Annotated in this window: 27 protein-coding genes and 1 tRNA gene; 9 read left to right on the forward strand and 19 right to left on the reverse strand. The window is 59.2% G+C overall.

All coding sequences use genetic code 11. From position 1 onward, the window contains the following. Positions 1-2: 2 nt before the first annotated feature. From ACLKMW_RS05475 to ACLKMW_RS05485, 3 genes are all read right to left on the reverse strand, one after another. Positions 3-1,547: a terminase TerL endonuclease subunit gene (locus tag ACLKMW_RS05475; RefSeq protein ID WP_415723384.1), complete on the reverse strand. Its 1,545-nt coding sequence runs from the start codon at positions 1,545-1,547 to the stop codon at positions 3-5. Next, positions 1,535-1,969 (reverse strand): hypothetical protein, encoded by a 435-nt coding sequence (locus ACLKMW_RS05480; protein ID WP_415723385.1) that lies wholly within the window; start codon positions 1,967-1,969, stop codon positions 1,535-1,537. The genes ACLKMW_RS05475 and ACLKMW_RS05480 overlap by 13 nt, the downstream gene beginning before the upstream one ends. Before the next feature lie 143 nt (positions 1,970-2,112). Then, on the reverse strand, positions 2,113-2,430 hold the full coding sequence (locus tag ACLKMW_RS05485; RefSeq protein WP_415723386.1) for a hypothetical protein: 318 nt from the start codon (positions 2,428-2,430) through the stop codon (positions 2,113-2,115). A 536-nt stretch (positions 2,431-2,966) separates the two neighbouring features. Between ACLKMW_RS05485 and ACLKMW_RS05490 the strand changes: the two genes are divergently transcribed. Further along, positions 2,967-3,170, forward strand: a complete 204-nt coding sequence (locus ACLKMW_RS05490; RefSeq protein ID WP_415723387.1) for a hypothetical protein — start codon at positions 2,967-2,969, stop codon at positions 3,168-3,170. A 15-nt stretch (positions 3,171-3,185) separates the two neighbouring features. On the opposite strand, the gene ACLKMW_RS05495 is transcribed toward ACLKMW_RS05490, so the two are convergent. Both ACLKMW_RS05495 and ACLKMW_RS05500 read right to left on the reverse strand, forming a co-directional pair. Further along, positions 3,186-3,449: a hypothetical protein gene (locus ACLKMW_RS05495; RefSeq protein ID WP_415723388.1), complete on the reverse strand. Its 264-nt coding sequence runs from the start codon at positions 3,447-3,449 to the stop codon at positions 3,186-3,188. A gap of 246 nt (positions 3,450-3,695) precedes the next feature. Continuing rightward, positions 3,696-3,766 (reverse strand) — tRNA-Met (locus ACLKMW_RS05500). Positions 3,767-3,913: 147 nt separating this feature from the next. Between ACLKMW_RS05500 and ACLKMW_RS05505 the strand changes: the two genes are divergently transcribed. Further along, on the forward strand, positions 3,914-5,212 hold the full coding sequence (locus ACLKMW_RS05505) for a flagellin N-terminal helical domain-containing protein (protein ID WP_415723389.1): 1,299 nt from the start codon (positions 3,914-3,916) through the stop codon (positions 5,210-5,212). A 51-nt stretch (positions 5,213-5,263) separates the two neighbouring features. Here ACLKMW_RS05505 and ACLKMW_RS05510 read toward each other — a convergent pair whose 3' ends face one another. The 3 genes from ACLKMW_RS05510 to ACLKMW_RS05520 all read right to left on the reverse strand — a co-directional run bounded on the left by ACLKMW_RS05510 (position 5,264) and on the right by ACLKMW_RS05520 (position 6,770). After that, positions 5,264-5,557, reverse strand: a complete 294-nt coding sequence (locus ACLKMW_RS05510; protein ID WP_415723390.1) for a hypothetical protein — start codon at positions 5,555-5,557, stop codon at positions 5,264-5,266. A 296-nt stretch (positions 5,558-5,853) separates the two neighbouring features. Further along, positions 5,854-6,477: a transcription termination/antitermination protein NusG gene (gene nusG / locus ACLKMW_RS05515; RefSeq protein ID WP_415723391.1), complete on the reverse strand. Its 624-nt coding sequence runs from the start codon at positions 6,475-6,477 to the stop codon at positions 5,854-5,856. Beyond that, positions 6,474-6,770: a hypothetical protein gene (locus tag ACLKMW_RS05520; protein ID WP_415723392.1), complete on the reverse strand. Its 297-nt coding sequence runs from the start codon at positions 6,768-6,770 to the stop codon at positions 6,474-6,476. Before ACLKMW_RS05520 ends, nusG begins: the two co-directional genes overlap by 4 nt. Positions 6,771-6,853: 83 nt before the next feature. Between ACLKMW_RS05520 and ACLKMW_RS05525 the strand changes: the two genes are divergently transcribed. Continuing rightward, entirely contained in the window at positions 6,854-7,102 is a 249-nt protein-coding gene (locus tag ACLKMW_RS05525) for a DUF982 domain-containing protein (RefSeq protein ID WP_415723393.1), read from the forward strand. Between the two features lie 9 nt (positions 7,103-7,111). Beyond that, positions 7,112-7,348: a DUF982 domain-containing protein gene (locus ACLKMW_RS05530; RefSeq protein ID WP_415723394.1), complete on the forward strand. Its 237-nt coding sequence runs from the start codon at positions 7,112-7,114 to the stop codon at positions 7,346-7,348. A 26-nt stretch (positions 7,349-7,374) separates the two neighbouring features. Here the strand turns inward: ACLKMW_RS05530 and ACLKMW_RS05535 are convergent, their stop codons facing one another. The 8 genes from ACLKMW_RS05535 to ACLKMW_RS05570 form a co-directional block, all read right to left on the reverse strand. Then, positions 7,375-9,123 (reverse strand): DnaB-like helicase C-terminal domain-containing protein, encoded by a 1,749-nt coding sequence (locus ACLKMW_RS05535; RefSeq protein WP_415723395.1) that lies wholly within the window; start codon positions 9,121-9,123, stop codon positions 7,375-7,377. Further along, positions 9,123-9,815, reverse strand: coding sequence for a hypothetical protein (locus ACLKMW_RS05540; protein WP_415723396.1), 693 nt, complete (start codon positions 9,813-9,815; stop codon positions 9,123-9,125). Before ACLKMW_RS05540 ends, ACLKMW_RS05535 begins: the two co-directional genes overlap by 1 nt. Before the next feature lie 176 nt (positions 9,816-9,991). Next, positions 9,992-10,231, reverse strand: coding sequence for a hypothetical protein (locus ACLKMW_RS05545; RefSeq protein WP_415723397.1), 240 nt, complete (start codon positions 10,229-10,231; stop codon positions 9,992-9,994). Next, positions 10,228-10,422 (reverse strand): helix-turn-helix transcriptional regulator, encoded by a 195-nt coding sequence (locus tag ACLKMW_RS05550; protein ID WP_415723398.1) that lies wholly within the window; start codon positions 10,420-10,422, stop codon positions 10,228-10,230. Before ACLKMW_RS05550 ends, ACLKMW_RS05545 begins: the two co-directional genes overlap by 4 nt. After that, positions 10,419-10,802 carry a hypothetical protein gene (locus tag ACLKMW_RS05555; protein WP_415723399.1) on the reverse strand — a complete coding sequence of 128 codons (384 nt, stop codon included), beginning with the start codon at positions 10,800-10,802 and terminating at the stop codon, positions 10,419-10,421. The genes ACLKMW_RS05550 and ACLKMW_RS05555 overlap by 4 nt, the downstream gene beginning before the upstream one ends. Then, on the reverse strand, positions 10,799-11,035 hold the full coding sequence (locus ACLKMW_RS05560; protein ID WP_415723400.1) for a hypothetical protein: 237 nt from the start codon (positions 11,033-11,035) through the stop codon (positions 10,799-10,801). The genes ACLKMW_RS05555 and ACLKMW_RS05560 overlap by 4 nt, the downstream gene beginning before the upstream one ends. Then, positions 11,032-11,409 (reverse strand): hypothetical protein, encoded by a 378-nt coding sequence (locus tag ACLKMW_RS05565; protein WP_415723401.1) that lies wholly within the window; start codon positions 11,407-11,409, stop codon positions 11,032-11,034. Before ACLKMW_RS05565 ends, ACLKMW_RS05560 begins: the two co-directional genes overlap by 4 nt. A gap of 11 nt (positions 11,410-11,420) precedes the next feature. Then, positions 11,421-11,612 carry an Arc family DNA-binding protein gene (locus ACLKMW_RS05570; protein WP_415723402.1) on the reverse strand — a complete coding sequence of 64 codons (192 nt, stop codon included), beginning with the start codon at positions 11,610-11,612 and terminating at the stop codon, positions 11,421-11,423. A 124-nt stretch (positions 11,613-11,736) separates the two neighbouring features. Between ACLKMW_RS05570 and ACLKMW_RS05575 the strand changes: the two genes are divergently transcribed. Next, positions 11,737-12,594, forward strand: coding sequence for an Arc family DNA-binding protein (locus tag ACLKMW_RS05575; RefSeq protein ID WP_415723403.1), 858 nt, complete (start codon positions 11,737-11,739; stop codon positions 12,592-12,594). Between the two features lie 249 nt (positions 12,595-12,843). Here the strand turns inward: ACLKMW_RS05575 and ACLKMW_RS05580 are convergent. Continuing rightward, positions 12,844-14,033 (reverse strand): IS3 family transposase gene (locus ACLKMW_RS05580; protein ID WP_415723404.1). Its coding sequence is split into 2 segments (ribosomal slippage): positions 12,844-13,781 and positions 13,781-14,033, totalling 1,191 coding nucleotides; the frame shifts between segments, so codons are not numbered across the junction. A gap of 140 nt (positions 14,034-14,173) precedes the next feature. Here ACLKMW_RS05580 and ACLKMW_RS05585 point away from each other — a divergent pair. From ACLKMW_RS05585 to ACLKMW_RS05595, 3 genes are all read left to right on the forward strand, one after another. Further along, a complete protein-coding gene (locus ACLKMW_RS05585; protein WP_415723405.1) occupies positions 14,174-14,626 on the forward strand; it encodes a hypothetical protein in 453 nt (150 codons plus the stop codon). Between the two features lie 367 nt (positions 14,627-14,993). Then, on the forward strand, positions 14,994-15,428 hold the full coding sequence (locus ACLKMW_RS05590) for a hypothetical protein (protein WP_415723406.1): 435 nt from the start codon (positions 14,994-14,996) through the stop codon (positions 15,426-15,428). 19 nt (positions 15,429-15,447) lie between these two features. After that, positions 15,448-15,678 carry a helix-turn-helix domain-containing protein gene (locus ACLKMW_RS05595; RefSeq protein ID WP_415723407.1) on the forward strand — a complete coding sequence of 77 codons (231 nt, stop codon included), beginning with the start codon at positions 15,448-15,450 and terminating at the stop codon, positions 15,676-15,678. 83 nt (positions 15,679-15,761) lie between these two features. Here ACLKMW_RS05595 and ACLKMW_RS05600 read toward each other — a convergent pair whose 3' ends face one another. Together ACLKMW_RS05600 and ggt are read right to left on the reverse strand one after the other, a co-directional pair. Then, complete coding sequence (locus ACLKMW_RS05600; RefSeq protein WP_415723608.1) at positions 15,762-16,922, reverse strand: tyrosine-type recombinase/integrase; 1,161 nt, start codon at positions 16,920-16,922, stop codon at positions 15,762-15,764. A 445-nt stretch (positions 16,923-17,367) separates the two neighbouring features. Beyond that, on the reverse strand, positions 17,368-19,047 hold the full coding sequence (gene ggt / locus ACLKMW_RS05605; protein WP_415723609.1) for a gamma-glutamyltransferase: 1,680 nt from the start codon (positions 19,045-19,047) through the stop codon (positions 17,368-17,370). Between the two features lie 375 nt (positions 19,048-19,422). On the opposite strand from ggt, the gene ACLKMW_RS05610 reads away from it, so the two are divergent. Continuing rightward, positions 19,423-21,072: an alpha/beta hydrolase gene (locus ACLKMW_RS05610; RefSeq protein WP_415723408.1), complete on the forward strand. Its 1,650-nt coding sequence runs from the start codon at positions 19,423-19,425 to the stop codon at positions 21,070-21,072. Positions 21,073-21,105 lie beyond the last annotated feature (33 nt).

A 21,105-nucleotide genomic window follows, 5' to 3' on the forward strand; every position in this document is an offset into this window, starting at 1 on the left:
CCCTATGCGACTTCCCAGAATGACGGGCCTGTGTCAGCCTCGTAGGTCCCGGCGACACTCATCGCCATGGCCAGCGCGACCATGCCGTCAATTCGACCATGAGATTTGATTTTCGACAGTTTGCGGTTGCCGGCAGGGTCGGTCTGTACCGTCGCGTTGGCGGCGCACATGGTCAGGACCGGGTGCATTCCATGCGCGATCTTCTGATTAAGCAGCGACGATTCCAGGTCACGAAGCGCCGGGCTCATCGTCTGGAAGCCCTGCCTCATTTGCTCGAAGACCGCGTAGTCGCCTTCAAGCTGGGCCTCATCGAACCCGGCTTTGAGCAGCCACGGCTTCAGATGCCGCCAGTTCCAGGCATCGAACGCGATCTTCATAATGTCGAGCCGATCGAACAGGCCGCGAATGTGTTCGGCGACATACTCGTAGTCGACCGTCTTGCCCGGTGCGGCCATCAAGTGACCTTCGCGGTGCCAGAGATCGTAAGGAACGCGGTCAATCCGAGCCTTGTCCGCCAGATTGGCTCGGGGCAGCCAGAACGTCGGCTTGACGTGCCAAACACCATCGGCCGGTGCCACAAGCACCAGCGCGGTCAGATCGGCCGTTTCCGACAGGTCGAGGCCACCATAGACGGGCAAGCCCTCGAAGCTGGCAATCACATCGGCGCCGCACCCTTTCCACACTGATTGCGAGACGAAAGGCGCGTTCATGTCGACGCGCTGGTTCAGGATCAGGTTACGGTATTCAGGCTCCCGGCTCGACATGCGGCGGGCGTCTTCCGCCATGGCCTGCGTCTCAATCGGGTTCTGGAAATCGCCGAAGGCCGGGTTCGCGGCCTTCATCGCTTCGACCGAGAACGGATCGAGGCCTTCATCAGCGGTGTAGAGGCTGACGACGGTGCGGGGATCGGCCCCTTTCTTCGCATCGTCGATTAGCACCGACAGTAGATCGGCATCAGTCGGCGCCTGCGTCGAGATTACAATGGAGATCGGATCGTCCTGCGCGCCGGTTGCCGTTTCCAGCGCCTCATAAAGTTCCGACCTTGGCCCCTTCACCTGTCCGAGCTCGTCATGAACAATGAAAACGGGGGAAAGGCCGTAAGCCGTCGACGCATCCGCCGAAAGCGCCCGGTAAAGCGTCCCAAGTTCCGGGCAGTAAAGCTGCTTGCCGCTGTCACGAACCCCGACAAAGCCGCCACGATTGATGTCGAGACCAGGATTCATCCGCACCATCTTGGCCGCCAGTGCGAACAGGACCGCCGCTTGCTCCCTCGATTGCGCCGCCGAGAACAGTTGCGAGTTCGGCCGCGCTTCCGGCCCGCATAGATGTAGCAGGAGCAGGAAAGCCGCGAGAGCCGTCTTGCCGTTCTTGCGCCCGAAACTCAGGATCGCCCGGCGCGTGCCGGCCGGATTGTCGTATATCTTCTTGATCTCGTCCTTCTGCCATTTGCGCAGCCGAACCGGTTTGCCAACGTCCCGTCCCTCGGGAATTTTCAGCCAAGCTTCGATCCAGGCGATGTTGCGCCCGCCGCGTGTCACGACTCCCACGGCTTCTTTCCTGTGATCGAGCCTTTGGCGTTGCCGCGATGGTTGGTCGTCGCCTGCTGGGAAATGCGCATCTTGGTCGCCAGAGACGAAATGCCCCGGCTTTCCCGATCCTGCATTTTCAAAAGACGATCGTAATCCTTGATGGACAAAGTGGACTTGCCGTCCTCGTCGACATCGCTGGTCGCCTTTTCGATCAGCTCGGCGATCCGACGCGCCTGCACCACCTGACGGCAATACTGAACAAGCAGCGGAAGCGTCTCGGCCGGGAACCAGTCAGCCGGCAACCGATTGACCACGGCAAACCAGACTTCCGATTCCTCGTCGCCCAAATCGTGCGGGCAAACCGGCCTCGCGATCACCTCAACCGGCGAAACAGTCGCAAGTTCGAGTGACGCGGCCGACTTGCGACCTCGTGTTGCCATCGTAAAATTTCCTCAGCTGAAAACCGAAATTGTTACGGTTTAGCGAAAGTCTTGCCCCGGGCGGTCTGGACCCCTGAAGGCCCTCAGGATTTGATGCCCCCCTACCGCGATGCAACATTCATGCGTGCGGGTGCGAAGGCTGCCTACCTCGCCCACGGGTGGTTCGGGTCCAATGGCCATCCGTGCTTGTCGACGCCCTTGACGACGAGCTTGCCGGCTCGCCTGCGCTTGCCTGATGGAAGCTCTTTCACCTGTGCGTCATGGGAGGAGCAGAGCGTGCGCAGGTTTGGGAGCACATCGAACGATGTCGGGCTATCGCTGTTGGGTCGGGTCTTTATGTGATCGACGTGAGTGCCTTTAGCGTTGCAGCCTGGCACGGTGCAGATGCCACCATCACGACCGATCGCTGCCGCTCTCAGCTTCAGCCAATGCTCAGAACGATAGTAGCTGTTGCGGGCCATGTGCTCATGCCTGCTTGTCGGTTGGAGGCCCCGGTGTTTTTTGCGCGAGCCGGCCGCTGCCGGTTGCCGGTAGCGCCCGGAGGGCGATGGACTGGCGGCCTAGCACCGATCACCCGCTTGTCGTTAGAGGTATTGGTGGTTAGTGCGGTGTGTCACAGCCTCTCTCGCTGCGGGGGAACCGCAAAGACGGCAACTCGTTTGCCCCGAAATGAAGCACTCACTCCCACTGCGAATAGCGCTCCGCTTTCTCCAAGGCTTCGCCACCTTACTGGAAGGCGGGATACTTGCAGGAGCGATCCTGGTGCAAAGCCTGACATCCGATCCGCAGCAACTGGATCAGCAGCTTGAACTGATACCGAACTGATGCCTTTGCATACGAGCGTCGGCTCCGCATTGCGAGCTGATCCACTAACGCTCTTGCTGGCGGTTGCCGGTGGTTACCAACGGACGGTGGACTGGCGGTCTGGTCGGCATGCTCACGCCACCTTGTCGGTGAGAGGCATTGGTGGTTAGCTTCGCTTTTCCCGGAGGGACGAGTGCGCAAATATTACGAAGAACAAATAGCAATCATCGAACATCGTATCCGGCTGATGCAGGAAGGCAATTTTTCGACGAGGACGATGACGGCTGAAAACCCGGTATGGGTTGACACAACGGCAAGCGACATCGAGCACGACAAGAAGACCGTCGAGATGCTCAAGGGCGTGATATCTCGTTTCTACCCCAAAGACGGCAAGTAGTCGGGTGGCCTTCGCCTATTGTTCGCGCCGCGCCATCTTCTGGTCGACGAGGGCGCCAAACTCGGCATAGGTCATTCCGGCAGTGCGAAGAACGTTGGCAATCGCCCCGACCGAGGGCCAACGCTTTTTCCCATCCGGTCGGACGCGCTTTGACTTGTTGAAGGCCGTCGAGTCGTGGCCCGACATAATCGCCAGTCGTGACGTTGAAAGTGCACAATCGGTCGCGATCTGGTCGATTGCTCTCCAGACCGCCTCATGCTGCCAATCTAACTCGCTCATCGTACCCTCCGCGACACTATAGAGCCCTCGGCGGGTTGATGGACGGTTAATGAAGCGAGGCGGTCGAGGCTCCAACACTCTCGACATTGCACCGATCTTTTGAACGGCTACGGCCTTGGAGATTCACCGTGTCGCGCCTCGTGTCAGGACGGACAGCTCTCATCCAGAAGTCAGCCGCCTATTACCGGGATACTGGCTTACCGGCGAGTGCAGCACCGTTGCCGGCCTGCGTCGTCCTGAACTGGTTGGAGCAGTCAGATTCGAACTGACGGCCTCTTGGTTATGAGCCAAGCGAGCTGCCGAGCTGCCGAGCTGCCCTTAGGCGATTGCTTTGCATTAGGCTTTCGGTAATACCCTTTAGTGTACTGATTCTCGGAGAGCGGGAACCCAGTCGGGTCTGCATGATGCAAGCCTACTCAGCCGGATGAACCGGAAATCTCATCTAGTTCAAAGGAATAATGAGTATGTCTAGCATTCTCACCAACGCGTCCGCAATGACGGCGCTCCAGAGCTTGAGCGCCACCAACAAGAACCTCGCCACCACTCAGGGCCGCATCTCGACCGGTCTGCGCGTCGCCCAAGCTTCTGACAACGCCGCCTATTGGTCGATCGCCACCACCATGCGTTCTGACAACAAGGCAATGTCGACGGTTCAGGACGCTCTGGGCCTTGGCGCCGCGCAGGTTGACGTTGCCTATACCGCAATGAACGCCACCAAGGACGTTCTCGACAATATCAAGACCAAACTTGTCGCGGCCACCCAGCCGGGAGTCGATAAGGCAAAAATTCAGTCCGAAATCGACCAGTTGAAGACCTCGCTGCAGAGCATCGCCTCGTCTGCGAACTTTTCTGGCTCAAACTGGCTCTCGGTCGATTCGACCGCCGGCGGCAATTATAGCGCCACTCAGTCGGTCGTAGCTTCGTTCACGCGCGATTCCAATGGTGTGGTCTCGGTTGGGACGATCGACATCTCGCTTGCTGGAATCTCGCTGTTCGATGCCAACGCGACGGGCTCGGGCCTCCTCGAATCAGCTGGTGGCAACACCCTGACGGCAGGGTTCACGGCCAACAGCGCTTCTGGCGCCGCCAATTCAACCGTCGCGATGGACGCCTTTGCATCCGTCACGCTCGACGCCGATGACAGCATCTCTTTCGACCTCTCGATCGATGGTGGAGATGCCATTCGAATCACCATCGACAAGGCGACCGCGGATACGTCGATTGGTGACGCCACGGGCGTCATCGACACCGATGCCAAGATGGTCTTGGCTCTGACCAAGGCGTTGGAGAACGCCAACCTGACGGTCGGCGCAACCGCAACGGATGATGTCAGCGTGACGGTTGCGGGCGGTGTCATTAGCTTCACAAGCAACGATGCTACCACGGCTTCCGCGATCTCGGTCAGCAACGTCAGGGCCAGCTCCGGCGGCGCTGATTACAACGTAATGGATATCGACATTACGGACGCTGTTGCTTTCAACGTTTCTCTTGATGACGCAATTCAGGGCATCGATAATATGATCGCCAGCGTCACCACGGCCGCTTCCGATCTCGGTGCCGTCAAGAGCCGCATCGACTCGCAGCAGGACTTCGTCAAGGATCTGAGAAACGCCATCGACCGTGGCATTGGCGCTCTTGTCGATGCCGACATGAACGAAGAGTCGACCCGCCTCCAGGCGCTGCAAGTCCAGCAGCAGCTTGGCATCCAGGCGCTGTCGATCGCCAACGGTTCCGCTCAGCAAATCCTGTCGCTGTTCCGCTAACGAATCGACCCTCATAGCTTTTGGGCCGTCCTCTAGGGCGGCCCTTCTGCTTTATAGCTTAGCGATCTTTTCCATTCTGCGTACCACGCCGCGCAAAAAGGCATCTTGCATTGCTGCGGTGGCGAGACTGGCGATTTCCTCCCTTAAGCGAGGCGCCATTGACCAACACGCGCTTCCGTTCATCGATTTGGGTGCGCGCACCAGGATTTTGCCGTCCGGCGCCTTTAGCAGTTGCAACCCATAAAGCTTTACCTCGGGCGTCAACTCCAAACTAAACGTGCATAGGGACTCGAACCCACTTTCCGATGTCCGCCGCGTAGCCAACTGTACGTTTTCGATTTTCATATCGACCTCCGAGCGCCCGCTATAACGCCCGTGGCTTGTCTGGGAATTGCGCGGCGGCGAAGGGCTACAGTCCGGCACGACTGCGTTTGGTCGTAAAGCGCGCGTCAGAGATGATCGTGAACAACTGAATTTTTGGGACAAGCCTCCATCGCGCTCAAGGCATCTGCTTGAGCTGGGGTTGCTCCGCTGGCAGTCCCGAAGGCCCCAAACAAAGACGAGCAAATTATCCGTCGCCGAATATAAGTGATTTGCGTCAAATCGACAACAGCAATGTTCGGCGGTGCATAAATCGTAGATCAGGCAGCTTTCGACTTGCCCTTTTTCGGCAGGTCCTCAAGCTGCTCGGGCTCGAACACAACCGGCGTCATCCGGCCGAATATCTCGACAAGGGTCTTCACCCGCTCATCATGAGTGATGCTGTCAGCCTCAGCCAGGAACGAAGCGAACGGGCCGTCGCTCACAACGAACTGCCGCCCAGGCTTGAAACGTTGTTCCAGCCGGCTCCTATCGGTATCCCCTCGCGCCCGCTTCGCCGCCGCTGTTTCGTCGTAGGCGCTTTCGAACTCGGCCGTGATAATGGCCTCGATCACGGCGGCGGGGATGACCAGCGGCGCGACAGTACTGCTGAGCGGGCCGACCACGCCATTGACGCCTCGGACCTCGCTCCAATCGTCCGGCTGGCCGCCGCGGCGCGGATGCGCGACAAAGAGATATCCGGGAAGAAGCGGCTCCGACCGTTCGGACATGACACGCATGCGCCGGTTATAACGGTCGTACCGCCGGCGAGGCAGGTAGACGTCATATCCGGCGTCCTGCAACTCGGCGAAGACCGGATCAGCCATGCCGCCACGAACCCGCACCGCAAACCAGCGCAAATCGTTGACGGCAAGAGACATACAGCCGGGAACCTTTATCTTCATGCGTTGCGCCTCGTGTTCGCTTGTTTCTTGAGGTAATGCCGCCGCTCGATGGTGAGCCGCACATACGCGGGCCGCCAGTTCATGGGCGCGGTGTAAACCCGCTCGGGCGGATCGATCCGATACCAGTCGCCGTCGAGGTCGAGGAAATACCGGTTCGGTCCCGCATCGAAGCTGCCGACCATGTCGTTGAACAGCAGCTCGCAAACTGTTCCGTCCGGCGCGGCCTCCGCCATCGGTCGCCAAGGGTTCTCCCGGTCATAGGCTTCACGGGCCTTGCGCTCGGCTATCGTCATGCGGTTTTCTCCACATGCCCTGTGCAACTAGTCCCATCGCCAAGCGTTGATGGCGGCGGTGGAACCATTGCGGAGTTCTTACGATGGGCACTAAACGCTTTGACAAACCCGTTCGCATTCGGTTTGGCAAACCGGGGAAGACCTTCCTGGTCACGTCGATACTGGAAGCGAGGAACTGCTTGAGAAGTGACAAGTGGCCCGCTAGCTCGGGACCGAAGCAGCGCTTTGCCCACGAGTCCCTCTTGGCTGCAATGGCGGGGAGTGCAACGCCGGTTCAGGCCAGATGCGCCTTTGTTGATGCCGCATCCGAAGCTCGGATATTGGCAATGTGAACTGCCCCGATGGAGCGCCGCTTTGACGTTCCCGTGCGAATTGCGATCGGTAATGTGCTTTACGATGTTGCCAACGCACGTCAGGCGATCGATCTTTTGATCAACAAATGGCCGTCCCGACGAGGGCCAAAGTATCACGAAGCCCGTAAACTCTGCGTGGCGACCCTGGAGAGAAAGCGCAGTATGACAATGGCCCGCTTGGCGTTTCTGGACGCGGCAAGGGAGGCCGGTATTCTGGTCGGTTAAGTGCTGGGGGAAGCGGCGTTTCTTGCTCATATGGCCTCGCTCCCGAGGCTAGCATAGCTGTCTCGAATGTCCTGAAATCGCCGATCGGCACCAACGAACTGGAGTTTGACCGCCCCCGGCCGACCGCACATCGGTTGCCGCCTGATCTTCTTTGAAATCACGAAGGTGGCCGCCTTTTCGTAGTCGCGGTAGACGACCAAACCGGCGTCGGCCTTGTTGCGCCAATGGGCACTGCCGGCGAGATCGTAGAGGCCCGGGACCGGGTCCTTCCCGTCATCAGTGCTGCGCATTTTGGTCGGGTGGATCACCATCCAGACCGTGCACTCGTGGTGCTTGGCGAAGCGCTTGCACTTCGAAATCAGTTGGGAGACGAACTCGGTTTCGGTCTGCTTGTCGGGCCGGGAGGCTTCGAGCTCGTTGTACGGGTCGATGACGATGTTCTTGACGCCGTAGCGGATGACCGCTGCGCGGGCGCGCTCCAGCAACCAGTCGATCGACGGCGTGTGCTCCACCGCCCCAAGCATGTAGATGCGCTCGTTCAGCCAGGCCAAAGCGGCCGAAACGTCGTTCTCCGTCATGCGGAGGTTCGGCCCGTCGAAGAACGGATTACCCGCCCATATCTCGCACAGGTCGGCGACGTGGTTGGCTTCGCCAGTCTCGGGCGAGAACATGGCCCACTTCTCATCGCGCAAGCGGGCGGTCTGCACCGCGATCTGGTCGATCACCCTGGACTTGCCATGGTTGGGGATGCCGGTCACCGCGATGAACTGACCAGGAATGTACTTGAACGCCTTGTCGAGCTCGGCAAAGCCGGTCGTCAGCGGCTGCGGACCCTTGCCGTGGTAAAGGTCCATTACGTCGAGCGCGAAATCCTCGACATCGTGCAGGCCATCAATCGGCCATGGTTCGGCCTGGGCGACACACTCGCGCAGAACCTCGGTGCCGTGTTCGACCAAACATTCGTTCGCGTCCTTGCACTGAACATCGTTGTGCAACGGCATCCGGATGCGGAAGCAGCGATCCCTGCCGACGCGCTTGGCGATCTCCTGCGCGAGTTGCTCGCCGGGCGCGTCCATGTCCGTGGCGATCAGGACGCGCCTGACCTTCATCACCGCGTCCCAGTGGGTGCCAAAAGGCTCGTAGCGCTTGTCGCTGGTCTCCGGGCCCGAGGGTGCGCCGTTCGGCAATGAGACCACATGCACGAAGCCGGCTTCCGAAAACGACATCACATCAACTTCGCCTTCACAGATGATCAGGTCTTCACCCTCGGCGATGCTGTCCGCGTTGAAGAACACCGGCTCGGGGTCCTTCTCCTGCCGAAAATGCTTGCTCGCGGTGCGGTACTTGACGTTGCGGAGTTCACCATCCCACTCGTAGGGGAACGCGATGCAATCCTCCTCCTTCTCCGTTTGCGGAAACCACTGCCGGGTTTTGTAGATGCCGAACTTTTCAACAGTCGCCGGCGATATGCCGCGCTTGCCGAACCAACCGATCAGCGTTTCCGGGCGCTGCGGCGCGGCTACACGCTCTGGCCTGCGATAGGTTCGACGTTCGCGCGCCGGCCGGTAACCCTCGCCGCCAGTCGCGCCAGTCCAGCTGCAATGATGGCAGTTCCAGACAGCACGACCATCGGTTTCGACGGTCACCGACAAACAGGGATCGGATTTCTTGCGCCGGCTGCTCGAGCAATTCGGGCAGACGGTTTTGTGGTTGCCCGGCTTGTCGTCCCGAAGGCGAATGCCGTGTTCAGCCAAAGCGGAGCGGGTGTCGTGCATCAGCCCCTCCCGAACAGAGCGGCGTTGGTGAGATTGCCATTGGCATCCCGCAGGGGCTTGCCGTTGATGGTTCCCGCTTGCCGAGTGTGGATCGGCTGACTGTCATCCGCCATACCATCGAACCGGCGGCTGATGACGTAGCGGACGAAGTGGACAGGCCGGTAGCTCGGATCGGATTGGCAGTAGGCGGTGAATGCCGGCAGCGACCTTGCCAGCAGGGCCTTGTCGTCATCCGCCAGCTTCTTCCAGGCGTTGAAGCCATCCTTCTTCGACATCAGCTTGTCGGTCGGATAAGCCTTCCAAACATCCTCGAAAGCGGGCGGGTACGAAATCCGGCCAGCGGCCGGTTTCGGACAAGAATCCTTTTCTTCCTTCTTCCTACCTCCTACCTCCTTCCTCTGCGGAGACTTTTCCGTACCGGTGGGGGACTGGTTCCGAACCGGTACGGAACCGTTGCCTCCTGAAGCGGTGTCTGGTTCGCAACGGTCGCCATCTGTTGGCTCACGATTTCCGCCTTCGGCTCCAGTGGCGGCAACGTATTTCAGGACGGCTTCCGGAGCGGGGTGGACGTAGGTTGGCTTTTTGGGCCGCTGCCACTTCATGAAGTTCCGGATCGCTCCGTAACTTTTGCCGCCGACTTCAAACTTAAGCACCTGGTTGTTCGCAACCAGTTCCTCCATCAGCGGGATCATGTCTTCGTTGTCGGCAGGGAAAAGCTGCATCTTGAGGGTGAGCGGCTTCCATTCGAAAACACCGTGATCGTCGGCGAGATTGCGCAGGCCGAGCGCGAGCAGGCGTGCGGGATATGACATGCAGACGAAATCTTCGTCAGACCACTGGCCTGGGTGGTTCGATCTGATCCGTGCCATCAGGTCGCGCCTCCGAGATGCCCGGACGGGAACGGCACGATGCTTGCAGACGGCAGCCGCTGGTTTCTGACCGGCCACTTCTCAGTGCCGCCGAGATAGAGGTTCTGGAAGTTCACCCATGCCAGCGCCGTCGCTCGCGCGTCGGCAAAGGTCATGGTCTGATCGGATTTGATCTTGGCTGCGCGCCATTCTTCAAACGCCGCAAAAGCCTCCGTGTCGTACTGGTTGGGGGCGCTCATGCTGCGGCCCCCCTCTTCCTAGCAGCATCCACGGCATCTAGGATTTCAGACTGCGACCAGCGTGACAGGCTGCCGAGCTTGACCGGCTTGGGCAGGGTGCCATCCGCGATGCGGCGGTAGAGTGTGGGAATGCTGATCTGCATGAAATCAGCAACCTCACGGGCTTTCAGGAGGGGATCGATGGCGTTCATGGGCGATCCCCCATGCTGGAGGCGATTCGCGAGAGTTCACCGATGACCCCTTCGGGTCGCTCAGTGCCGCCCAGGTATCCTTGCGCAAGCAAATAGAACTTTCGGTCGTAATCTGCGGGTGTGAGCGCTGGCTTGGTCTCTACGATCTTCTCTATGGCTGCGATCTCGCCAGCGAGCGCATCGCAGAAATCATCGAGAACTATCCCAGCCTTGTTGTAGGTTTCATCAACCTCGCCGTGCTCCGTGGTAAAGCGTGGCTGCTCCTGAAGCCCAGAAAGAACATCAAAGACGGTACGGAACGCGTCATTGAGGGCATAGAGTTGACAGATCGACAAGCCGTCGGTCTTGAAGCCGAGGGGGTGCTTGATGGCGGAACTCATTTGGCGCCACCTTTCAGCCCTTCCTGACGTTCAAGCGCATCGTGCATGATGCCGGCAAACTCGCCGGCCAGCGCCAGTGCCTGCTCAATCTCCCCACCAAGGCGTGCCGCTTCATCACCGGAGGAAATACGCTCGGCCACGAATTGACATAAGTGGATGAGAGCCTGGGCCTGATAGCTGCAATCCATCAGTTGGTCGGCACTCATGTCTGTTTGGGGAATGAAGCGGCTCATGCGTCACCGCCTTCCGCGGCGAACATGCCGTTATCGATTTTCAGCTGCTCGCGGGTAGCATCGAAGTAGACGGATTTGCAGTTTTCTATCCCCTCTCCACCGCCGTATCCGTGCCCGCACACAAGGATCGTCACTGAGCCCGCACCACCTGCCCGCGCTAGGCGGACAAGCTCTTGAACATGCCAAATTACTTTCTCGCGGGGCGTCATTTCTGGTTCGGCCGCAACCGCTGGAGCGGCGACCGCGACTGCCGCGCCGGCCATCGCAGTGTTGAGGAGAAAGCGGCGGCGGCTGATTTCACGCAAAGCGGAAGCGGTCGACTGGGCGTCGTCCAGGTTGATTTTTGGCGCGGTAATGCTATGTTCAGGCATCATCTTTTCCATCCTTACGCGGGTTGGCGGGTGACATGGCTCGGCGAGGCGGCAACCTCGACCGGGCCTTTTGCTTTCATGGCCGCGCGAATGGCGCGGACGATCTCACTGTTTTGAGAACTGGCGTTCTCCCGAGCTTCGGCCTTAATGAAGGCTTTCACATCAGGCGGCAGGCGCACAGCAACCTGAGGGTCGTTTCGAGCCATTGATCTCCACTCTTCGAATCATCGCCTAGTGCGATAGGATTAACCATATCGCCTAATGCGATAATTGCGTCAAGGACTTTTATCGCCTAGTGCGATACGCTGCGGGAAATGAAGGATTGCCGTGATGGCGCAGGACTCAAAAAGCCGAAAACTTGATCAGTACATTGTCCGCTTTCCGGACGGAATGCGCGATGAACTCAAGGAGTTGGCGGCCGAGCACAATCGGTCGCTCAACGCCGAAATCATTGCTCGCCTTGCAGAGTTTCAGGAGATGGACGAGCGTCTTTACGGCTCGATCCTGAAGAACGAACAGCTGAGTGCTGAAGTTTCGAGACTGAGCAAAATCGAAGAGCAGTTTGACGTAATTAAATCTCGCTTCTTTGACGAGAATCATCAACTAAAACCGGTCCTTACCGTGCCCGCCGATTTGCTTGACCGCATCAAAAAGGCCGCCAAGCACAATCATCGGAGCGTGGAGGGGGAGGTAATTGCCACTCTCGAAGAGGCTTACCCCTCTCCGCGCTTGGTAACCCCTTTTTCCGATTTGAAAATGTTTGTTCTACAGTGGCATTCAGAGTGTTGGCATCCTCTAGATTGGGATTCTTGGATGCGGTTTAGATCAGGTGAATCTGTTCCGAGAATTACCGACAAAATGTCAGAAGAACATAACTATTTTGTTGTTTTAGTATTTGATGAAGAAGATATGTTATGTAACATTATTGTACATAACTATCTCACAAAGGAAGGTTGTTATGTAAGCGCTGCCTTCGAGAATTTTAACGAAGAAGATATAAGAGACTATAATCGCTTTATGACCGCGGCCTCCGCCACGCCGGATGACGAAAAACGGCTAAATGAACTTCGAAGCAAGATGAATCCGGCTTTCCTGCTCCCGCCGAGCTCAATTGCAAAACTCAGAGAGACATTGAAAGACCTTGCACCTGAAAATGTTCTCGACACCCTTTTAGCTCGGGTCTCCTAACTCTCGTCCTGATGCAATCTCTCCAAACGCCTCCATTTCGTTCCGGCGCTGTTTCGACCTGCCTATCGAACGCGCCGAGCTATTGTTGAGTGTTCGATGACCGCCACGCGTGCTGACAAACGACCAGTCCTCCGCCTCGCTCTGAGCAGAACGGAAGTAGCTCTCGCTATTGGTGTCAGCGTGAATTCGGTCGATCGAATGATTGCAGAAGGTGCTCTGCCGGGGCCGCGCTGACGTGACCCCCATTTCTCATCCAGCCATGACGAGAGTCCTGGGTTGATCTGAACCTTTGTTGTTGTGGTTGACAAGAGGTCGGCACACGGAGCCGTTCTCTTGCGCAGTGTGCTGGCCGGTATGGCCGCAGAAGGCGCCGGCATAGGCCTTAGGCGTCATCCAGCCGAGCCTGGAGTGCGGCCGCTCCTCATTGTAGTCGCGACGCCAGGCCTCGAGCACAGCACGAGCGTGCGGCAGCGAGCGGAACAGCACCTCATTCAGCAGCTCGTCTCTGAGCCGCCCGTTGAAGCTCTCCACAAAGCCGTTCTGCTGCGGCTTTCCCGGTGCGATGTAGTGCCAACCAACGCCGGCCTGATCCGCCCAGCTCAGGATGGCGTTTGAAGTCAGCTCCGTTCCATTGTCGCTGACGATCCCGACGGGCTTGCCGCGAGCCTGCACGAGGCTGTCCAGCTCACGGGCGACCCGCAGGCCCGACAGCGAGGTGTCCGCCACCAGCGCCAGGCACTCGCGCGTGCAGTCGTCCACCACGGTCAGGATGCGAAAGCGGCGCCCATCGGTGAGTTGATCCGACACGAAGTCGAGGCTCCAGCGCTGGTTGGGCAGGAGCGGCAGATCGGCTGGCCGCCTGGTTCCGATCGCCCGCTTGCGACCCCCACGCCGGCGCACGCTCAGCTTCTCCTCACGGTAGATCCGCTCCACCCGTTTCCTGTTCACGACATGCCCCTCACGCCGCAACAGCACGTGCAAACGCCTGTAGCCAAAGCGCCGGCGCAGCTCTGCCAAAGCCTTCAGCCGTTCACGAAGCTCCAGATCGCTGCCGCGCGTCGCCTCATAGCGCACGCTCGTCCGGTCTGCCCCGACCACTCGGCACGCCCGCCGCTCGCTCATCCCGTGCCCTGTCATGAGATGCGCGACAGCTTCTCGCTTGACGGCGGGCGCTACCATTTTTTTCCAAGCAGATCCTTCAGCGCCGCATTGTCGAGCATGGCTTCGGCCAGCATCCGCTTGAGCCGAGTGTTCTCGTCTTCCAGCGTCTTCAGCCGCCTGGCCTCAGACACCTCCATGCCGCCGAACTTGGCCTTCCACTTGTAGAAAGTTGCTCCGCTGATGCCGTGCTTGCGGCACACCTCAGCCGTCGGCGTGCCCGCCTCCTGCTCGCGCAGGACCCCGATGATCTGCTCTTCAGTGAACCTTGATCGCCTCATCCGTCCGTCCCTTTCCTTGGGCGGACTCTAGCCATTCCTGGAGGAAATTCAGGGGGTCACGTCAGCGCAAATGGCACTCGCGAAAGCTGTGGCTCGTATCGGAGCTCGAAGCGTATTTGAATGAATGGCCTACGGAAGGCGTGAGCGATCATCTAGACAATGAGCTGGTCGATGGGATGATCTTAGAGCGGGACAGCCGTGCAGCGGACGCGCTGCCGCTGCCGAGGTCTAAAGACGATCCGATTCAGAAGCATTACGATCAGATTGGGTACGACCCATTGACGATGGATGGCTCAGACTACTCCAGGCTTTACCAGCAGGCTGAGGACCAATGGAAAGCATCGATTCCAGGAACGCCGCTCGGGAAACGAGAGCGCAATTCCCTAGCTCAGCTGGCCGTCCACGGCGTCGGTGTTCCCGTTCACTGGACGAAAATCAAGGGTTGCGGCGGTGACACTGAAGACCGATTGAAAGCACGGGGATTCTTAGAGACCCGGAATCACGCGAAGTTCCCAGACAGGATTGATAGCTACATACTGACCGAGTCCGGTCTGGAGGCTTGGCAGGCTCTTTCATCAGAAGAGCGAAAATAGCCAGCCCAGATTCGACATTTTGATCGACTCCCTCCATGTTGTTCGCGGGCTTGGGAGAATAATATATCAGTCTACTTGGTAACTTGGGATCTGAATAAGCAGAGGGCTAATTACAGTCAGGCACGGCAAAACCTCATCAGTTACCTTTCCCATTACGAACACATCAAAGACTCCGGACTGGACTCGGTGTGGTTTATCAGTTCCGCGGCATCTGCAGACGCGCTCGATGCCGATATTCGAATCCGCATGGACACGAACGATCGATTGATCGTGACGAAACTCGTCTCGGGGCAGCATCAAGGCTGGCTCAGCAAGAACGTATGCGATTGGATCAACGCTCGCCTCTAATCGGCCAACAAGCCCGAAAATGAAATCACCAGAACTCACGAGATTGGTCGTTGAGATCGAAAAATGGGATTGGAGCTATTCGCTCGGGGTTACCCAACACTATCCTGGAAGGCGCGGAGAGTGGTTTCGCCAGGAATTTCGCCATCTCAAGTTTATAGGCAATTTGATCCGTCCAACCAGATTCAAGCTCCGGCGAGTGGAACTGATCCTTATTCCGGATGAGGTCGATCCCATCGAAGGGCCGTCACGAGGCCGTATCGGTCATCTTGGCCGTTCGAGAAAGCAGTGGGAGCCGCTCATTGGCATCCCCGCCAGCGCGCTCGCCCCTCTTTTGACTGTCGCAGACCGGTTGAAGTTTATGGTTTTGGAAGTGAGTTCAGATATCAATCGAAAAGCGGACATTCATTCCCTGTCATTGGAAATGACCATCGATGATGAAACTCTCAATTCATAGCGTCCCCCGAGGCTGATCGATGACTGAAGAACGGAAGCTGCCACGAGTCTTAACCCCGAAAATGGTTGCCGATTTGTGGCTCTGTTCCGAGCGTCACGTACGAAACCTCATCAACAGGGGCGAACTTAACTCGTTTCAACTCGGGGGCAAACTTCTTCGGATCAGAGCCCAGGATGTCGTAGAATTCGAAAAGAGAAATGCAACGCCGGCGTGGCCGCATGAATCTCCTGCTGTGCCCGGCGACCCCTAGGAATTACGCCAGGTTAGCAACCCGACAACCTTTCCCACTCACAGGCCCGGCAACCCGCGACGCTGGGCGTCGCTTCACATATTTTATTTTTTGCCGGCCACGTATGCCCCCCATTTCTTCATGACGGCCCGTCTCTGCTCTAGGTAGTCCGTTCTGCGATAGGCCCGCTCGACGGCGCCGCCGACAATATGCCCCAGCACGGTTTCCGCCACCTCATGTGGCGTGTCTGTGGTGTCGGCGATCCAGTCGCGTAGCGATGAACGGAAGCCGTGCGGCCGGTACTCCATCTTTGCCCGTTGCATGAACATGCCCATGGTCATGTCCGAGATGACCCCCTTGCGGATGCTTGGGAATAGGTGGCCGCTACGGGCATGGCGTCGGGCTTGCTCGATTACTGCCACGGCTTCGGTCGATAGCGGCACCCGGAAATCGACTGTTGCGTCCCTCCTGCCCTTCATCATTGCGGCCGGAATGGTCCAAACATCGCCGTCGATCTGGTCTTCATGGATATGTCGCAGCGGCCCGGAACGAACGCCAGTGAGTATCAGGAGCCGCAAGGCAAGATGTGTGACCGTGCCGTCGCTCAAGGATTGGTAGAAGGCCGGAACGTCCTTCCATGGCATGGCGGGTATGTTCGCGGGCTTGTGTCGCGATTTACCCAGAAGAGCACGGGCCTTGTCCGTTGCCTGCAGATCAACGTCTAGGCCGAGCGCCGCGGCGTGGCGCATGACGATCGCAAGCCGGTTTAGCGCCTTCCTCGCCGTCTCAGCCTTCGTGTGCCAAATTGGCGCTAGCGTGTCGCGAATGTCCTTCTGGTCCAAATCTGCTACAGGCACCTTGCCGAGCTTCGGCAGGATATGAAGTTCGATCGGCGTGAACCAGCGGCCGGCCTTGCCGTCGCCTTTCAACTCGGCTTTGCGCGCCTCGAATGCATCTTCGGCGATATCCTTCAGCAAATGGATATTACGAGCGGCTTCTCGACGCTTGCGCTCGCGCTGTTTGATAGGGTCTATCCCCGCACGAACCACCTTTCGGCACTCGCTAGCCGTCTCGCGCGCTTCCTTAAGAGATACATGGGTTGCAGAGCCTAAACCCATCTCACGACGTCGGCCGTGGATCGTGAATCTGAGCACCCATTGTGCACCATTTTCACGCTTATAGAGCCATAGGCCGCCGCCATCGGCATGTTTACCTTCCGGAAGCGATGCAACACCCTTCACAGTCAGTCTGTTCATCACTCCCATGGCCGCTCCACCCCACGTTTTCACGTCCCCCGAAATGTCCCCTTCTACTTCCGCGCTAGGGTGAAATTCGGTGATAAAATGTGATACAGAACGAAACGGGAATGGCAAGTGCAATCAAGCGCTTTGATAGGCGTTGACATGCGACGAATTATCCTGCAATTACAATAGGATGCGCGCAAGCGGCACCAACGATTTCAAGCAGTTAATGGAAGTCAGTCTTCCTCCCTCGCGCTAGTTCAACGCATAGCGTGCATTTTATCCAGAAGAGCCAGACGGGCGTGTCGGATAGAGACCTCCGAACGCGCATTGAACTCAGGGCAATGAAACGCCGCAGCGTAGCGCGAGGCGTTTGAAACGTCTGAGCGTGTCGAACCTGTCGTCAACCTTCATGTAGTGCCGAAATGGCCGACATTTGCGGCCATTTCCTTTGTCCAGCACCCGACACTCAATACCCGATTGCCGCGCCGGCTGTTGCCCGGCTGTCGATAGCGCCATAGTAGCGCGCGCCGTCACCTGCCTCGATCTCCTTCAGGTTCTTGCCCCCGACGATGATGCCCGCCGCCTCGCCCCATATCGTCCAGTCCGGATCGATGCCGACATCATAGCCCATGCCGGTGAGCAGCCTCAGCGTATCGGGAGACAGCGCATAAGGCTCCATGAACACCTTGTCCGGCAGCCATTGATGATGGACGCGCGGCGCGTCGATCGCCTCCTGCAGGTCCATGCCGTGGTCGACCACATTCATGATCGCCGAAAGCGTGATGGTGATGATGCGCGAGCCGCCGGGGCTGCCGATCACCATGAACGGCTTGCCCTCCCGCGAGACGATGGTCGGGCTCATCGACGACAGCGGCGACTTGCGCGGCTCGATGGCGTTGGCTTCACCCTGCACCAGGCCGTAGAGATTCGGCACGCCGGGTTTGATGGTGAAATCGTCCATCTCGTTGTTGAGCAGTATGCCGGTGCCTTCAGCCACCTTGCCGGTGCCGAAGGAGCCGTTCAGCGTGTAGGTGACGGCCACCGCGTTGCCGTCCTTGTCGATGATCGAATAGTGGGTCGTTTCCGTCGATTCGCCGAATCCACTCGGCTTCAGCTCCTCGCTCACGCCTGCCCTGTACGGATCGATGCGGGCGCGGATTTCCGCGGCATAGGCGTCGCTGGTAAGCTTCTCGACCGGGTTGTCGACGAACTCCGGATCTCCGAGCGCCGTGTTGCGATCCACGAAGGCATGCCGCATGGCTTCCACCATCAGCCGCGTGGTCTCGGCCGAGCCATAGCCGAGATAGGAGATCGGATAGCCTTCCAGTACATTGAGGATCTCGCAAATGACCAGCCCACCGGATGAGGGCGGCGGCGATGAGACGATGTCGTAACCGCGGTAGCTGCACTCTACCGGCTTAAGCTCGCGAACCTTGTATTGCTCAAAGTCTTCCTTTGCCAGAATGCCGCCATTGGCCTTGCTGGCCTTAACGATCAGGTCGGCGATTTTGCCCTTGTAGAACGCATCCGGCCCCCGTTGCGAAATCGCCGTCAATGACTTGGCGAGGTCGGCCTGCACAAGGGTCGCGCCGAGTGCGAGCGGCTTGCCCTCCTTCAGGAAGATCTTCGCCGCCGCCGGGTCCTGCGCCAGCATGTCGTTGCCCTCGGCAAATGAGGCGATGTCGCCCGGCTCCAGCACGAAGCCTTCCGTCGCCAGCCTGATCGCCGGCGCCAGCAACTCTTCGCGTTCCTTGGTGCCGTACTTCTCGCGTGCCATTTCGAAGCCGGCGACGGAGCCCGGAACGCCCACGGCAAGATAGCCATCAGTGCTTGCGCCAGGGACCGGGTTGCCGTCCTTGTCGAGATACATGGTTTTGGTGGCAGCAAGCGGCGCCCGCTCCCGGAAATCGAGGAACGTCGTCGTGCCGTCCTTGAGGCGGATGGTCATGAAACCGCCGCCGCCCAGATTGCCGGCGGTCGGATAGACGACCGCCAGCGTGTAGCCGACCGCGACGGCGGCATCCACGGCATTGCCACCGCTCTTCAACACATCGATGCCGACCTGCGAGGCCAGATGCTGGGCCGTCACCACCATGCCGTTCTCGCCTTCCGCCGGGGCAGGCGAAGCGGCGAACGCGTCGGGCATGAGCACCGTGGCGCACGTCAGGGTGATGGCGAGCGAAAGTTGTCCTGGTCTGAACTGCTGCATGTCCTCCTCCCGTTTTCTCCGCTGCAAGCTTGGCATGCCGGCGAGCGAATGCAAGCGGAGGTTTGCGGAGCCGATGCTGATGGACGTCAGCCGCACTGGGAATGGAGCCAGTTGGAAGGTTGGCGCGTGCTCAATGTCGGCGCTACGGTTGGGCGGCGACTACAACGTGTTGGCGGGTAGAAGGCCAAGGGCGGACATCGGGATCGTTTTCCCGGCTTCCGCGTCATGCACAGCGCGAAGAAATGCGGTCGGCTTGCGTCTGCAGGCTGCGTGCTGCAACCTGCTCCAATCAGATATTCGGGGCCAGTTTCCATGCGCAGTTGGGTCGTGAGATATTGGTATTCGTTCTCGACGACCGGCCTTTTGATCGGCACTCTGTTCTTTGCGGCCTCGCTGACACCGACTCTGATCCCGCGCAACTATCTCACGCAAGGCGTGCTGTCGGGCTGCTCGGCGGCAGCCGGCTACGGTGTCGGTTTCTTCCTGCGCTGGCTCTGGCACTATCTCGAATTGCCCGAACCGCAGTCGCGCGTGCTCCGCGTAACCAAAGTGATCGCAGCTTGCGTATGCGGCATCATCGGGCTCGCCTTTCTGTGGCGGGCTGCCGAGTGGCAGAATTCAATCCGCTCGGTCATGGGCATGGACCCCGTCGATAGCGCCCATCCGCTCGAAGTCGGTGCCATCGCGCTCGTCACCTTCGTGTTCCTTGTAACGCTTGCCCGCCTGTTCAAAGTGACGCTTTACTTTGTGTCCGAGCGGCTCAGCCGCTATATCCCCAAGCGCGTCTCCTATGTCATCGGCACCACGGTCGCAGTCCTGCTGTTCTGGTCCGCCGCCGACGGCATCATCTTCCGCTACGCGCTGCGCGCGGCCGACGCTTCCTTCCGACGCCTCGACACGCTGATGCCGCCAGAGACCCAGCAGCCGAGCGACGCGAGGAAGACCGGCGGCCCCGCTTCTCTGGTGGGCTGGCAGGATCTTGGCCGCATGGGCCGCTCCTATATCGCAACGGCCCCCACTGAAGCCGACATCGCAGGCTTCACCGGCAAGCCCGCGCTTGAGCCTATCCGTGTCTATGTCGGGCTGCAGTCGGCCGAGACGCCGCAGGAGCGCGCCCGCCTCGCCCTCGCCGAACTCAAGCGCGCCGGCGGTTTCGAGCGCTCCACGCTGGTCATCATCACGCCCACGGGCACCGGCTGGGTCGACGAGCAAGGCATCGACCCGGTCGAATATCTGCACCATGGCGACATCGCCAGCGTCGCCACCCAATATTCCTACCTCGCCAGCTGGATGTCGCTGCTGGTCGAGCCCGGCTACGGCGCCGAGCAGGCACGCGCGCTGTTCACCGAAATCTACGGTTACTGGCACACGTTGCCCGAGGACAAGCGCCCGAAGCTCTATCTCTACGGCCTCAGTCTCGGCGCGCTAAGCTCGGAACTGTCCAATGAGCTTTTCGAGGTGCTTGGCGATCCCTATCAGGGCGCGCTGTGGAGCGGTCCGCCTTTTGCCAGCCGCATCTGGCGTTCGGTCACCAACGACCGCAATCCAGGCACGCCGGAATGGCTGCCGCAGTTCCGCGACGGCTCTTATGTCCGTTTCACCGCCCAAAGGAATGCGCTCGACATTCCCGGCGCGCATTGGGGGCCGCTGAGGGTCGTCTACCTGCAACATGCAAGCGATCCGATCACCTTCTACGACCCACGCTCCTTGTACCGTGAGCCGGACTGGATGAAGACGCCGCGCGGCCCGGACGTCTCGCCCGAACTGCGTTGGTATCCAGTCGTCACCTTCCTCCAGCTGACGCTCGACGTCGCCATGGCCACCACCTCACCTATCGGCTACGGCCATGTCTTTGCCGCCGAGCACTATATCGACGCATGGATCGAGGTGACCGACGTGAAGGACTGGTCCGCCGGCGAGGTTGCGCGGCTGAAGCAGCACTTCATCGATCAACGCAGATAAGCCAATTACCGGCGGCACTCTACGCTAGGTCCG

This window comes from Borborobacter xinjiangensis, from assembly GCF_047739745.1.
In the GTDB taxonomy this organism is placed as follows: domain Bacteria; phylum Pseudomonadota; class Alphaproteobacteria; order Rhizobiales; family Rhizobiaceae; genus Pseudaminobacter.